The sequence below is a fragment of the Flavobacterium fluviatile genome (assembly GCF_010645065.1).
Lineage (GTDB): Bacteria > Bacteroidota > Bacteroidia > Flavobacteriales > Flavobacteriaceae > Flavobacterium > Flavobacterium fluviatile.
Genome location: NZ_JAADZW010000019.1, coordinates 27,875 through 42,156, shown reverse-complemented (window position 1 = coordinate 42,156; position 14,282 = coordinate 27,875). Strand labels below are relative to the sequence as shown.

The window sequence follows — 14,282 nt, the reverse complement described above, 5'->3', positions numbered from 1 at the left end:
CTAAATGTTTTTCAAATCACTCTCTACCATCTCTTTCACCAAAGCAGCCAAGTCGTATTTTGGTTCCCAACCTAATTTGGTTTTCGATTTTGTAGGATCCCCAATCAAAAGATCTACTTCTGTAGGACGGTAATATTCCGGATCTACGCGTACTACTACTTTGCCAATTTCTAATTGATACAGTGGGTTATTACAAGATGCCACTTTTGCCACTTCACTTTCGTTTTCTCCTTCAAAAGTCAATGTTACTCCTATTTCGGCAAAAGCCATGATTACAAAATCCCTGATATAAGTTGTGACACCTGTTGCAATCACATAATCTTCTGGAGTGTCCTGTTGTAAAATTCTCCACATTGCTTCTACATAATCTTTGGCATGTCCCCAATCTCTTTGAGAGTTAAGATTTCCTAAGTAAAGACAATCCTGTTTTCCTTTTGCAATAGCAGCAGTTGCCATCGTAATTTTACGGGTTACGAAAGTTTCACCACGTCTTGGAGACTCATGATTGAACAAGATACCGTTACAGGCAAACATATTATAAGCTTCACGGTAGTTTTTTGTGATCCAAAAACCGTATATCTTAGCTGCACCGTATGGAGAACGAGGATAAAATGGTGAATTTTCATCATAGAAACCTTTTTCATTTTTGTTTTCTGTCATACCCCCGTAAAGCTCAGAAGTCGAAGCCTGATACACTCTGGTTTTTTCACATAAACCCAAAATTCTTACCGCTTCTAATATTCTCAGAGTTCCTATTCCATCTACATTAGCCACATATTCAGGAGAGTCAAAAGATACTTTTACATGAGACATCGCTCCCAAATTATAAATTTCATCCGGCTGTACTTCCTGAATTATTCGTATGATATTAGTTGAATCAGTCAAATCTCCATAATGCAATCTAAAGTTTACATGTCCTTCATGCTGATCCTGATAAATATGATCAATTCTTTGTGTATTAAAAGAGGATGCGCGCCTTTTAACTCCGTGTACCTGATATCCTTTTTCTAATAATAATTCGGCTAAATAGGATCCGTCCTGTCCTGTGATTCCTGTTATAAGGGCTACTTTTTGTGTACTCATTTATTGTTCTTTTGGTTACATTTTCTGTTCAAGTTAAGATATTACATCATTACTTCCTAACTTTTATTAAACTAAAATTACATTTTTACCTGCTTAAAAGCATCTATATTTTCCAGAAACCAATCGTATGTTTTTTGGATTCCTTCCTGAAGTTCTATTTTGTGTTTCCAGCCTAAGTCATGCATTTTGGTTACATCCATCAGTTTTCTTGGAGTTCCGTCTGGTTTAGTTGAATCCCATATAATTTCTCCTGTATGTCCTGTAATCTTCTGAATGGTTTCTGCCAAATGCTTAATAGTTAAATCTTCACCTGTACCAACATTGTATAAATAATCAGGCAATTTGTTTTCTAAAGCAAAAACAACAGCCTGCGCCATATCATCAACAAATAGAAACTCACGCATTGGTGTCCCACTTCCCCAAAGGGTTACAGGAACATGATTATTTTCTTTAGCTTCATGAAACTTACGAATCATTGCCGGTAAAACATGAGAGGTGTTTAAATCAAAATTATCATGTGTGCCGTATAAATTGGTTGGCATTAAACTCACATAATCCTTTCCGAATTGCTTTCTAATTGCCTGACAGGCTTTTACACCAGTAATCTTCGCAATTGCATACCATTCATTTGTCGGCTCTAAAGTATCGGTCAGCAAATAGTCTTCTTTTAAAGGCTGCGGCGCTAATTTTGGATAGATGCACGAACTTCCTAAAAAAATAAATTTTTCTACATTATTCTGCAGAGCAGAATCAATAAGATTGTTCTGGATCTGCATATTCTCCATAATAAACTGATACGGATAATCATTATTTGCCAAAATACCTCCTACTCGTGCAGCAGCATCAATAATAACTTCCGGTTTCTGTTCAGCTATAAAATCATGTACCGCCTGCTGATTACGAAGATCAAGTTCACTACTCGAAACTCCTGTCAAATTTGTAAATCCTTTATCTGAAAGTGTTCTCCAAATAGCACTCCCAACCATTCCTTTATGGCCTGCAATATAAATTTTTGTATTACTTTTCATATTTATCTAAATTACCTTTAATGCTTCTTTTTCTGCTACTACTTTTCGTAAACCACTACTTGAAAAACGATGGTCCCTGGTATTAAAATAAAGTTCAATTCCTTTAGATTCACAATATTCCCGGCCTGTAAAGTTTTTTTCCCGGTATTCGTCTCCTAAAATTCGAACATCAATTTTAAAAGATCTCAAAATATCTTCTAAATCCTGTTCTGTTGCATAAGGAACAATTTCATCTACGAACTTACATCCTTTCAACTGGATGTAACGCTCTACAACTGTTTGTGTAGGCCTGTTTTTTTCCGGTCGATCCAGTGTTGGATCTGTTTGTAATGCACAAATTAAATAATCACATTGTCTCTTTGCTTCTTCTAACATTGTAATGTGACCTGCATGAAGCAAATCGAAGGCGCTGAAAGTAATTCCTATTTTCATTTTTATTTTATATGAATGCGGTAATTCCTTTTTCAGTTAATATGCAGAATCTGCGTGGAAACGATTTTGTCCCAAAGCCACCATGAAACCAAAAGTAAGCCCCAGATTACTGCCTGTTACATCTTTTCCAATTAAATTTCCGTTATAATAAATTTTTTGTGACAAAGTAGATTTATATGTTAAATCTGCGAAAAAAGAAACTTTTTCATTAATGAATATGAAAGGTCTCGCACCTATCATCAAAACACCTATCTTATCGCGGTTGAAATACTGACTGGACATCACTCCTGCACCTGCACCACCATGAACAAGTAATCCAAATTGTCCTCCTGTATTACTTGACAATTCAATCAGATTACCCAAATTATAGCACAATTCTAAAGCTCCTACTAACTGATCGCTCTTTTGTATCCCTTTATTAAACTGATCAAAACTTAATGATCCCATAACTCCTACATTCTTATCAAACATATAACGAAATCCTCCCTGACCATGAACCAGAGACAATGGTGTGTTTTCTCCAGAAGGTGACAATTGGGATAATGGCACCGCCATCCCGACTCCAGCTTCCATAAAAAGCTTATCGTATCTAAACCTGTACTGGGCATTTGAAATTGTTGAAATCAATAATAAGGCAAAAAACATTTTTTTCATAAAATAGATATTTATTTGGGGGTTTATATTATTAAAAAAAATTAAAGACTATGTTAAAACCACTATAATCAGTTATGATTTCTATAATACTATTTTTCTTTATAAATCATAAAAAAAGAGTAAGTCCGGACACAGCTTCGCATTCCATAGTCCCATTTAGGGAGTAAAGAGAAAAAAATTTTGCACAAATGTATTGACAATTTTGATTAATTATTCGTAAAAACAAAGTACTAATAATAATAATCGTTAAGTAAAAATACATTAATCTCATTATCAAACAAATACTATAACTAATAAATTATCATTTGCTTGTAATTTTAACAAAAAAGTGTTTTTAATTTAATTTAACATTATAAAAAAAATACAATCGTTTTTTTTAGTGTTAAATTTCCCACATGAATAAACCTTTCATCAACTCTTTTGTGTTTAATTTTTGTATTCTTTTTTTCTAATGTCCTAAATTTGAAACAAAATCCTAAAACATAACATTTAAAATTTTGGTTTATTGCCTTTAGTCATGAACAAATATTTATTTTTCTTCTTTTTTTACATTCCTATAACTTATGGTCAAATTTCTGGCTGTACGGATTCACTTTCAAAAAATTTTAATCCAAATGCTACCATTAATGATACAAACTGCCTCTATAAAACCATCAATATAAAACCAGGATTTTCAAAGCCATTAAATGACTCACTTAAAGAAACCTCAGGGCTTATTTCATTCGACAAATTATTATGGACACATAACGATGATCATGATAAAACTATTTACGGATTAGATTCATTAGGAAAAATCAAAAAAAAAATAATTCTGGAAAATACAATAAATCATGACTGGGAGGAAATTTCACAAGACAGTTCTTTTTTATACATTGGTGATTTTGGGAATAATTATTCAGGTAACAGAAATGATTTAAAAATCCTAAAAATTCAGAAAAAATCATTTTTAGAAGAAAGCCCTATCATTGAAACGATATCTTTCACTTACTCTGATCAGGCAGATTTTTCTAAAAAAAAACCGAATACCACTAATTTTGACTGTGAAGCCTTTATTGTTACAAAAGACAGCATCTATCTGTTTACAAAACAATGGAAAACATTACAAACCAGTATTTATGCCTTACCAAACCAAACAGGGAATCATATCGCACAACTAAAAGAAACATTAGACACAAAAGGGTTGGTTACCGGAAGCACTTATTTAGAATCTAAAAATTTAATTGCCCTTTGCGGTTATTCAACAAAAGGAAAACCTTTTATATATCTTCTGTATGATTTCAAAAATCATGATTTTTTATCAGGAAATAAACGAAAAATCAATCTTAAACTTTCTTTTCATCAAATAGAAGGAATTACTACAAAAGATGGATTACATTATTATTTGACAAACGAATTATTAATTCGGAAACCAATTCTTAATGTCCGGCAACAAATTCATTATTTTGATCTAAGTGCATTGTTGAATTCCTATCTCAATAAATAATTCGTAAATCGTGATTAATAGTTTACTTTTGCAAAAAAGTTGTGTATTGTAAATCATTCATAACTTACTAATTTATAACTCATAATTTACAAAGTGAATTACTTATCTGTAGAAAATATATCAAAATCCTTTGGTGAAAGAACACTCTTTGACAACATCTCATTCGGAATCAACAAGGATCAAAAAATCGCTTTTATCGCCAAAAACGGTTCCGGAAAGACAACCATAATGAGCATTATTAATGGTTTGGATGAACCCGATACAGGACAAGTTGTTTTGAGAAAAGGGATCAGAATGGCTTTTCTTTCTCAGGATAACAATCTTCAGGATGAACTTACTATTGAAGAAAGTATTTTCGCTTCTGACAACGAAACCTTAAAAATAATTGAAGCTTACGAAAAAGCGCTTGAAAATCCGGAAGATGAAGAAGCTTATCAAAAAGCTTTTGACGGAATGGATCAGCATAATGCCTGGGATTTTGAAACGCAATACAAGCAGATTTTATTTAAATTAAAACTGGAAGATTTTAAACTCAAAGTAAAAAATCTTTCCGGAGGACAAAAAAAACGTCTTTCATTAGCCATAATTCTGATTAATCGCCCAGACTTACTGATTCTGGATGAGCCAACCAACCATTTAGACCTGGAAATGATTGAATGGCTTGAAAGCTATTTTGCCAAAGAAAATATAACCTTGTTTATGGTAACACACGACCGCTTTTTTTTAGAACGTGTGTGCAATGAGATTCTGGAATTAGATAACGGAAAATTATATCAGTACAAAGGAAATTACTCTTATTATTTAGAGAAAAAAGAAGAGAGAATTTCCTCTGAAAATGCGAGTATCGATAAGGCCAAAAATTTATTTGTAAAAGAACTAGAATGGATGCGACGCCAGCCAAAAGCGCGAACAACCAAATCTAAATCACGTCAGGATGATTTTTATGTAATTAAAGAAAAAGCGCAAAGCAGGCGAAAAGAGAATAAAGTCGAGCTTGAAATTAATATGGAAAGAATGGGAAGCAAGATTATTGAGCTTCATAAACTTTCTAAAAAATTTAAAGACAAAGTTATTCTGGATAATTTTAGTTTTGATTTTCAGCGTGGCGAAAGAATAGGGATCATTGGCAAAAACGGAACAGGAAAATCAACTTTTTTAAATCTGCTGACAGGAACAATTCCTCCAGACAGCGGAAGTGTTGTAAAAGGTGACACCATAAAAGTTGGCTATTACACCCAATCCGGAATCAATCCAAAACCGGGTCAGCGTGTTATTGATATTATTAAAGAATTCGGAGAATATATCCCTCTTGCGAAAGGAAAAATCATTTCGGCCTCTCAATTACTGGAGCGTTTTCTTTTTGATGCTAAAAAACAATACGATTTTGTCGAAAAATTAAGCGGAGGAGAATTAAAACGTTTGTATTTATGTACCGTTTTAATTCAGAATCCTAATTTTCTGATTCTCGATGAGCCAACAAATGATCTTGACATTGTTACTCTAAATGTACTGGAAAGCTTTCTTTTAGATTATCCCGGATGTTTACTGGTAGTTTCGCACGATCGTTATTTTATGGATAAAATTGTCGATCATTTATTTGTTTTCAGAGGACAGGGAGAAATCGAAAATTTCCCAGGAAATTATTCGGATTTCAGGGCTTATGAAGATAGTGCCGATATAATGCAGAAAGAAGAAAACAAAGCAGAAAAGAAGGACTGGAAACAAAATAACCCAGCCGGACACCTAACTTTCAACGAGCAAAAAGAATATCAAAAAATCGAAAGAGAAATCAAAGACCTGGAAATCGAAAAAACTAAAATCGAGCAATTATTCTCTGACGGAAAAGTTGCTGATGCCGATATTGAGAAAAAGGCAAATGAACTACAGAACATCATTAATAAAATAGATAAGAAAGAAGAACGCTGGTTCGAACTTTCAGCTAAAATTGAGGGATAGTTTTTTAAGAAATAATCCCATTAAAACAAAAATTACAATAGTAACTAAATACATAAAAATGAGACGCATTATATCTATCTTAGTAGTTTTTACATTTTTTTCCTGTCTAAGTCCTGAAAATGAACCATATACACCACCCAAAGACTTTACTTCTGAAAACGAAAAAGAAATTACTGATTATATTGCAAAAAATAATTTAACAGCGCAAAAAACCAGTACAGGCTTGTACTATGTTATTAATGAGCCTGGCGAAGGAATCCAGCCAACAGCTTCTTCTAATGTTACAGTAATTTACAAAGGATACTACACTAATGGAACCGTCTTCGATCCGGGAAAACCTGAAGGAGTTTCGTTCGGATTAAACGAAGTAATACGAGGATGGACAGAAGGCATTCCTTATTTTAAAACAGGCGGCAGCGGTATTCTTTTAATCCCATCGCATCTGGGATACGGACCTGATTACTACAGAGGGATTCCGGGAGGATCTGTACTTGTATTTGATGTAAAATTAATTTCAGTAAATAACTAAATTATAAATCAATATTGACTCCATTCAAAAGGGTTCATACTGAAAAATTAAAATGCTGTTTCAAATAAAATCATATCTGAAGTTTCTTTGGAAATCCAAAAACGAACATGGAGTTCATTCGCCGTTTGTTTTTAATTTGTTGACAAAATGTTTTTATGACAAGAAGGATAAACCGGAATATGCATTTCTTAAAAAATACAGAAAAACACTTTTAGCCAATAAAAGTTTCATTGAAGTAACCGATTTTGGAGCGGGTTCAAGAGTTTTCAAATCAAATGGAAGACAGATAGCAAAAATTGCAAAAACTGCAGGAATTTCATCGAAACGTGCCGAATTCTTGTTTAGAGTTACAAATTATTTTAAACCAAAAAATGTTTTAGAAATTGGAACTTCTTTAGGTTTAGCGAGTTCAGCTATCGCACTGGGAAGCAAAGAATCCTTTTTACTTAGTCTGGAGGGTTGTCAAAACACACAATCAATTGCTGAAAATTTATTTAATCAACAATTTCCAGGTTTCAACTTTGACTTTGTGAATTCAGAATTTAGCAAATTCTTAAAAGATGGTTCTGCAAATGTTTGTGACTGGGATCTGATATATTTCGACGGCAATCATTCTAAAAAAGCAACTTTAGAATATTTTGAAGTTTTGCTGCCAACAATCAATAATGATTCAGTGTGGATATTTGATGATATTCATTGGTCTCCCGAGATGGAAGAAGCTTGGGAAACGATAAAAAATCACCCAAAAGTAAAAGTAACAATCGACACTTTCCAATGGGGATTTGTTTTCTTCAGATACGAGCAGGAAAAAGAACATTTTATTATTCGTGCATAAAAAAATGGCAATCATTACTGATTACCATTTTCAAAACTAAATAAACCTAACTAACCTATTCTTTTGCTTCTTTGTTTTCTCCTGATTTTGCCCCCATTCTGTTCACAGTGTACATAGGCGCAAACTTGATTTTCAAGCCTGCTATTTTTCTGTTATCTTCTGATGAAAGCCCTTCTTTTTCAACTGTATTTTTACGAGTATCAAGTGCTTCGTATAATAATTTTATTTCATCCCAGTCTTCTCTCGAGTAATTATCCTTATTATTCTCTACTGTATGCACAAATTGTTGATAAACACTGTGAATATTTTCAGCATTTACCCAGGCAAAACTCATATCGTCACCAATTTTTCCTTCTCCAAATAATGTGTTTCGCAATGTCTGTTTTTCACTCACCGGCGGAGCTAGTTTTGCAGCCATCTCATTTTTAAATTCCTCATATTTGACCTTACTTGTGTTTATTCTTTCAGTTTCAGCTTCATTGTCTTTAAGATCTGCAAGGGCCATTTGTGCATTTTCAGCTCTCCTGTTATATTCAGCTTCAACATTTGCCCAATCTGCTTTCAAATCGTCAGCTGCCACATTTTTTACTGAATCCACATAGGCTACATATGAATCAATTGTTTTTTTAGCCTGTTCTTGTTTTTCGTCTTTACATGATGCGAAACCTAATGCAATTAATGCAACTGCTGATAAAATTTGTATGTTTTTCATAATATTGATTATTGAATTAATATATAACCAAATTTACTCAAAACTTAAGCCAGCAAATTACATTATTATCATGTTTATAAAATTAAAAACATTTAAAAAATATAAAACCCCGGTAAAAGTGTTAATTATGCAAATTCATTAAAAAAAGATGTAAACAATCTTATGCTGTAATTTATAATCTACTGCGCTGTTTATAAATTTAGTTTTTTGTAACAAATCTGTTTGTGTTCTACATATACTTTATTAAAAAGTGTTTTGTACTTTTAGAACCAAAATTGTAAAAAAAATGGCAAATCCGTTAATTAAAATAACCGACATAAAACGAAATTTTGTACTTGGTAATGAAATCGTTTATGTACTAAAAGGAGTCAATTTAGAAATCAATAAAGGAGAATATGTAGCTTTGATGGGACCTTCAGGATCCGGAAAATCTACTTTAATGAATTTATTGGGTTGTCTCGATACGCCAACTTCAGGACGTTATGTATTAAACGGAAAAGATGTTAGCCAAATGCGCGATGATGAATTGGCAGGAATCAGAAACACCGAAATCGGATTCGTTTTTCAGACTTTTAATCTTTTGCCCCGAACAACCGCCTTGGATAATGTTGCCTTACCTATGATTTATGCCGGATATGCAAAATCTGAAAGAAATGCACGCGCAACAGAAGTTTTGAAACAAGTAAATCTGGCAGACAGAATGGACCATCAGCCGAACCAGCTTTCAGGAGGACAACGCCAGCGTGTTGCTATTGCCCGCGCATTAGTCAACAAACCGTCAATTATACTTGCAGATGAGCCAACCGGAAACCTGGATAGCAAAACTTCTGTAGAAATCATGAAGCTTTTTGGCGATATTCACGCTCAGGGAAATACCGTAATTCTGGTTACACATGAAGAAGATATCGCAGCTTACGCACATCGTGTAATCCGACTAAGAGATGGTTTAATTGAAAGCGACACAAGTAAATAAATTTTATATTTCTTATTTAGATTGTTCTAAAGAAAAAACTTAGCAACACAGCATCTCAGAACCTTAGTATCTTAAAAAATGAAAGTATATACAAAAACCGGAGATAAAGGAACCACGGCTCTTTTTGGAGGCACACGCGTTCCTAAAGACCATATACGTATAGAGAGTTACGGAACTGTTGACGAACTGAACTCCTATATAGGTTTAATTCGTGACCAGGAAATTGATTCATACTATAAAACAATTTTAATCGAAATTCAGGATCGCCTTTTTACCGTTGGCGCAATTTTGGCAACTCCTCATGATAAAGAGGTTTTAAAAAACGGAAAACTCCGTCTGGAAAATCTTGGTATAATCGACTCAGATATTGAATTGCTGGAAAAAGAAATTGATACTATGGATGAAAGCCTTCCGCCAATGACTCATTTTGTTTTGCCGGGCGGTCATCCAACCGTGTCACATTGTCATATTGCGCGTTGTATCTGCCGTCGTGCAGAGCGTTTGGCGGTACATTTAAGCCATAATGAACATGTTCCGGAAATTACCATAATGTACTTAAACCGACTTTCTGACTACCTTTTTGTCTTGGCACGGAAGTTGTCCTCTGACTTACAAGCGGAGGAAGTAAAATGGATTCCAAGAAAATAAATTTTCATAATATTCCAAATTTCTAAATTCCAAATTCCAAAGTTTAAACCTGGCAAAAATTGCGTTTTTAGTTCCTTTTTGGGATTTGGAATTTAGTTTTTGAAATTTTAACAGGATACGTTCTTAAATTTTATTAAAATAAATCAATTTTTACTTGTCTTTTTCAGTAAAAAATTTATTTTTGCACAAACTAAATCGACAACAGATGTATTGGACATTAGAATTAGCATCTTATTTAAGTGATGCGCCGTGGCCTGCTAACAAAGACGAACTTATCGACTACGCTATTAGAGCAGGAGCTCCTTTAGAAGTAGTAGAAAACCTACAGTCGATTGAAGACGAGGGAGAGATATATGAATCAATGGAAGAAATTTGGCCAGATTATCCAACAGACGAAGATTATCTTTGGAATGAGGATGAATATTAAAAAATAAACCAAATGAAAAAGTCTCATCACAGAGGCTTTTTTTTTGGTTCAAATACACATTTTACATAAATAGAAATACAATAAATCATGAGTTTCATAAACAGTATTATTAAAGTCTTTGTAGGTGATAAATCACAGAAAGATGTTAAAGCTTTACAACCATATTTAAACAAAATCAAAGCATTCGAAGCTCCTTTAATGAGTCTTTCAAACGACGAATTAAGAGGCAGAACTGTTTACTTCAAGGATAGAATCAAAGAAGCAAGATCTGAAAAAGATGCTAAAATTGCTTCTCTTAAAGCGGAAGTAGAAAAGATTGAAGACATCGATAAAAGAGAAGACATTTATGATGCTATAGATGCTCTTGAAAAAGAGGCATATGAAATCTCCGAGAAAACTTTACTTGAATTACTTCCTGAAGCATTTTCTGTTGTAAAAGAAACAGCTCGTCGTTTCAAAGAAAACACTCATATTGAAGTTACTGCAACTCCAAAAGACCGCGAGTTTTCTGCTGCAAAACCATACATCACTATTGAAGGCGATAAAGCAATCTGGGCAAACAAATGGAATGCTGCCGGAAAAGATATCACCTGGGACATGATTCACTACGATGTTCAGTTGATTGGTGGTATGGTACTGCACGAAGGTAAAGTTGCCGAAATGCAAACAGGAGAAGGTAAAACTTTAGTAGCCACACTTCCTCTTTACTTAAATGCTTTGACTGGAAACGGAGTTCATTTAGTAACAGTGAATGACTATCTGGCAAAACGTGATAGTACATGGAAAGCGCCTTTATTCGAATTCCACGGTTTATCTGTTGATTGTATCGACAACCACCAGCCAAGTACAGAGGCGCGAAAAAAAGCTTATGATGCTGATATCACTTACGGAACCAACAACGAGTTTGGTTTCGATTACTTAAGAGATAACATGGCACATTCGCCTAGCGACTTAGTTCAGAGAAAACACAATTTTGCTATTGTCGACGAGGTTGATTCGGTATTAATTGATGATGCCAGAACGCCGCTTATCATTTCGGGACCGGTTCCTCAGGGAGACCGTCATGAATTTAATGAATTGAAACCAAAAATCGAAAATCTGGTTGCACAACAGCGTCAGTTAGCAAATGGTTTCCTAGCTGAAGCTAAAAAACTGATCAAAGAAGGAAATACTAAAGAAGGCGGATTCTTATTGTTAAGAGCTTACAGAAGTTTGCCTAAAAATAAAGCATTAATCAAATTTTTAAGTGAAGAAGGAATTAAACAATTGCTTCAAAAAACTGAAAATCAATATATGCAGGACAACAATCGTGAAATGCATAAAGTCGATGAAGCTTTGTATTTTGTGATTGAAGAAAAAAACAATCAGGTTGAATTAACTGATAACGGTATCAAATATTTATCTGGAGATACTGATTCCGATTTCTTCGTTTTACCGGATATCGGAACTGAAATTGCTGCTATCGAAAAACAAAAACTGGATAAAGATGCTGAAGCAGAAGCAAGAGAAAGATTATTCCAGGATTTTGGTGTAAAAAGCGAACGTATCCATACCCTTACACAACTTTTAAAAGCTTATGCTTTATTTGAAAAAGATGTAGAATACGTTATCATGGACAACAAGATTATGATTGTCGATGAGCAAACTGGCCGTATCATGGATGGACGACGTTACTCTGATGGTCTTCATCAGGCGATCGAAGCCAAAGAAAACGTAAAAATCGAAGCTGCAACTCAGACTTTTGCAACTGTTACATTACAAAATTATTTCAGAATGTACAGCAAATTGGCCGGTATGACAGGTACAGCTGTTACTGAAGCGGGCGAGTTATGGCAGATTTATAAACTGGATGTAGTTGAAATTCCAACCAACCGCCCAATTGCAAGACAAGATAAAGAAGATTACATCTACAAAACAACACGTGAGAAATTTAATGCTGTAATTGAGGATGTAACAGAACTTTCTAAAGCCGGAAGACCTGTATTGATTGGAACAACTTCTGTAGAGATTTCGGAATTATTAAGCCGTATGCTTAAAATGAGAGGAATCACACACAACGTACTGAATGCTAAAATGCACAAGCAAGAGGCGCAAATCGTTGAAGAAGCCGGGAAAGCCGGAGTTGTAACTATTGCAACAAACATGGCTGGCCGTGGTACCGATATTAAATTATCTCCGGAAGTTAAAGCAGCAGGAGGTTTAGCCATCGTGGGTACTGAGCGTCACGATTCTCGTCGTGTTGACAGACAGTTACGAGGCCGTTCAGGTCGTCAGGGAGATCCGGGAAGTTCTCAATTCTACGTTTCACTTGAGGATAACCTAATGCGTTTATTTGGCTCTGAAAGAGTGGCGAAAGTAATGGACAGAATGGGATTGAAAGAAGGTGAAGTTATTCAGCATTCTATGATGACTAAATCTATCGAACGTGCTCAGAAAAAAGTAGAAGAAAATAATTTTGGTGTTCGTAAACGTTTATTAGAATATGATGATGTAATGAACTCGCAGCGAGAAGTAGTTTACAAACGTCGTCGCCATGCATTATTCGGTGAACGTTTGAAACTGGATATTGCTAACATGCTTTATGATACGTGCGAATTGATTGTAGACCAAAACAAAGTAAGCAATGATTTCAAAAATTTTGAATTTGATTTGATTCGTTATTTCGGAATCACTTCTCCAATTAATGAAGCTGAATTCTCAAAATTATCTGAAATCGAAATTACCGGAAAAGTGTATAAAGAAGCTTTAGCTTTCTACACAGAAAAAACAGAAAGAAGTGCCAGAGAGGCTTTCCCAATCATCAAAGGCGTTTTTGAGGAGCCAAACAATCATTTTGAAAGAATTGTGGTTCCATTTACAGACGGAATCAAAACTTTGAATGTAGTAACAGACCTGAAAAAAGCTTATGAAAGCCAAGGGACTCAGTTAATAGCTGACTTCGAGAAAAACATCACGCTTTCTATTGTTGATGAAGCCTGGAAAAAGCATTTGCGTAAAATGGACGAATTAAAACAATCTGTACAGTTAGCTGTTCACGAACAAAAAGATCCGTTGCTTATTTACAAACTGGAAGCTTTCAACTTGTTTAGAGCAATGCTGGATAATGTAAATAAAGAAGTTATTTCGTTCTTGTTCAAAGGTGATTTGCCAGCTCAAAACGTTAGTTCTGAAATTCACGAAGCAAGAGAAGTTCGCCAAAAAGAAAACTTGCAATTAAGCAAAGACGAAATTCCAAACAGCGAGAGCATCAACCGTGAAGCAGGAGAAACACAACAGCGTCAGGTGACGGAAACCATCGTTCGAGATATGCCAAAAATCAACCGTAATGATACCGTAACGGTTCAGGAAGTTGCTACAGGCAAAACTGAAACAATGAAATTTAAAAAAGCTGAAACTTTAATCGCAAATGGTGAATGGGTTTTGGTTAAATAACAATTTCTAAGTAATACATTCTAAATCCCCAATCACAAAGTAGTTGGGGATTTTTTTATGCAAAAAAACTAATATTTATTCTTTATGAAA

At 34.4% G+C, this 14,282-nt stretch carries 13 protein-coding genes; 8 read left to right on the top strand and 5 right to left on the bottom strand.

Annotated features, from left to right (window positions below; translation table 11 throughout):
- The 4 genes from gmd to GXM17_RS16560 all read right to left on the bottom strand — a co-directional run bounded on the left by gmd (position 1) and on the right by GXM17_RS16560 (position 3,197).
- Positions 1-1,083: a GDP-mannose 4,6-dehydratase gene (gene gmd / locus GXM17_RS16575; RefSeq protein ID WP_163400493.1), complete on the bottom strand. Its 1,083-nt coding sequence runs from the start codon at positions 1,081-1,083 to the stop codon at positions 1-3.
- Between the two features lie 77 nt (positions 1,084-1,160).
- Positions 1,161-2,111 carry a GDP-L-fucose synthase family protein gene (locus GXM17_RS16570; protein WP_163400492.1) on the bottom strand — a complete coding sequence of 317 codons (951 nt, stop codon included), beginning with the start codon at positions 2,109-2,111 and terminating at the stop codon, positions 1,161-1,163.
- 6 nt (positions 2,112-2,117) lie between these two features.
- A complete protein-coding gene (locus GXM17_RS16565) occupies positions 2,118-2,543 on the bottom strand; it encodes an adenylyltransferase/cytidyltransferase family protein (RefSeq protein WP_163400491.1) in 426 nt (141 codons plus the stop codon).
- Between the two features lie 36 nt (positions 2,544-2,579).
- Positions 2,580-3,197: a hypothetical protein gene (locus GXM17_RS16560; protein WP_163400490.1), complete on the bottom strand. Its 618-nt coding sequence runs from the start codon at positions 3,195-3,197 to the stop codon at positions 2,580-2,582.
- Positions 3,198-3,714: 517 nt separating this feature from the next.
- Between GXM17_RS16560 and GXM17_RS16555 the strand changes: the two genes are divergently transcribed.
- From GXM17_RS16555 to GXM17_RS16540, 4 genes are all read left to right on the top strand, one after another.
- The gene (locus GXM17_RS16555; protein ID WP_163400489.1) at positions 3,715-4,680 is read left to right on the top strand and encodes a T9SS C-terminal target domain-containing protein; all 966 of its coding nucleotides are present in this window, start codon (positions 3,715-3,717) and stop codon (positions 4,678-4,680) included.
- Between the two features lie 93 nt (positions 4,681-4,773).
- Complete coding sequence (locus GXM17_RS16550) at positions 4,774-6,636, top strand: ABC-F family ATP-binding cassette domain-containing protein (protein WP_163400488.1); 1,863 nt, start codon at positions 4,774-4,776, stop codon at positions 6,634-6,636.
- Between the two features lie 58 nt (positions 6,637-6,694).
- A complete protein-coding gene (locus GXM17_RS16545) occupies positions 6,695-7,165 on the top strand; it encodes an FKBP-type peptidyl-prolyl cis-trans isomerase (protein ID WP_163400487.1) in 471 nt (156 codons plus the stop codon).
- 52 nt (positions 7,166-7,217) lie between these two features.
- On the top strand, positions 7,218-8,000 hold the full coding sequence (locus GXM17_RS16540; protein WP_163400486.1) for an O-methyltransferase: 783 nt from the start codon (positions 7,218-7,220) through the stop codon (positions 7,998-8,000).
- 55 nt (positions 8,001-8,055) lie between these two features.
- Here the strand turns inward: GXM17_RS16540 and GXM17_RS16535 are convergent, their stop codons facing one another.
- Positions 8,056-8,712, bottom strand: a complete 657-nt coding sequence (locus GXM17_RS16535) for a DUF6565 domain-containing protein (RefSeq protein ID WP_163400485.1) — start codon at positions 8,710-8,712, stop codon at positions 8,056-8,058.
- A gap of 286 nt (positions 8,713-8,998) precedes the next feature.
- Here GXM17_RS16535 and GXM17_RS16530 point away from each other — a divergent pair, with 286 nt between their 5' ends.
- From GXM17_RS16530 to secA, 4 genes are all read left to right on the top strand, one after another.
- Positions 8,999-9,685, top strand: coding sequence for an ABC transporter ATP-binding protein (locus tag GXM17_RS16530; protein ID WP_163400484.1), 687 nt, complete (start codon positions 8,999-9,001; stop codon positions 9,683-9,685).
- A gap of 78 nt (positions 9,686-9,763) precedes the next feature.
- On the top strand, positions 9,764-10,333 hold the full coding sequence (locus GXM17_RS16525; RefSeq protein WP_163400483.1) for a cob(I)yrinic acid a,c-diamide adenosyltransferase: 570 nt from the start codon (positions 9,764-9,766) through the stop codon (positions 10,331-10,333).
- A gap of 205 nt (positions 10,334-10,538) precedes the next feature.
- A complete protein-coding gene (locus GXM17_RS16520) occupies positions 10,539-10,760 on the top strand; it encodes a DUF2795 domain-containing protein (protein ID WP_007138072.1) in 222 nt (73 codons plus the stop codon).
- 87 nt (positions 10,761-10,847) lie between these two features.
- A complete protein-coding gene (gene secA, locus GXM17_RS16515; RefSeq protein WP_163400482.1) occupies positions 10,848-14,192 on the top strand; it encodes a preprotein translocase subunit SecA in 3,345 nt (1,114 codons plus the stop codon).
- The last annotated feature ends 90 nt before the right edge of the window (positions 14,193-14,282 follow it).

Excerpts from the sequence above, each read along its gene's own strand:
- GXM17_RS16565 (WP_163400491.1), bottom strand. The coding sequence starts at position 2,543 with ATGAAAATAGGAATTACTTTCAGCGCCTTCGATTTGCTTCATGCAGGT.
- GXM17_RS16535 (WP_163400485.1), bottom strand. The coding sequence starts at position 8,712 with ATGAAAAACATACAAATTTTATCAGCAGTTGCATTAATTGCATTAGGT.
- secA (WP_163400482.1), top strand. The coding sequence starts at position 10,848 with ATGAGTTTCATAAACAGTATTATTAAAGTCTTTGTAGGTGATAAATCA.
- GXM17_RS16545 (WP_163400487.1), top strand. The coding sequence starts at position 6,695 with ATGAGACGCATTATATCTATCTTAGTAGTTTTTACATTTTTTTCCTGT.
- GXM17_RS16520 (WP_007138072.1), top strand. The coding sequence starts at position 10,539 with ATGTATTGGACATTAGAATTAGCATCTTATTTAAGTGATGCGCCGTGG.
- gmd (WP_163400493.1), bottom strand. The coding sequence starts at position 1,083 with ATGAGTACACAAAAAGTAGCCCTTATAACAGGAATCACAGGACAGGAC.
- GXM17_RS16525 (WP_163400483.1), top strand. The coding sequence starts at position 9,764 with ATGAAAGTATATACAAAAACCGGAGATAAAGGAACCACGGCTCTTTTT.
- GXM17_RS16555 (WP_163400489.1), top strand. The coding sequence starts at position 3,715 with ATGAACAAATATTTATTTTTCTTCTTTTTTTACATTCCTATAACTTAT.
- GXM17_RS16570 (WP_163400492.1), bottom strand. The coding sequence starts at position 2,111 with ATGAAAAGTAATACAAAAATTTATATTGCAGGCCATAAAGGAATGGTT.
- GXM17_RS16540 (WP_163400486.1), top strand. The coding sequence starts at position 7,218 with ATGCTGTTTCAAATAAAATCATATCTGAAGTTTCTTTGGAAATCCAAA.
- GXM17_RS16560 (WP_163400490.1), bottom strand. The coding sequence starts at position 3,197 with ATGAAAAAAATGTTTTTTGCCTTATTATTGATTTCAACAATTTCAAAT.
- GXM17_RS16530 (WP_163400484.1), top strand. The coding sequence starts at position 8,999 with ATGGCAAATCCGTTAATTAAAATAACCGACATAAAACGAAATTTTGTA.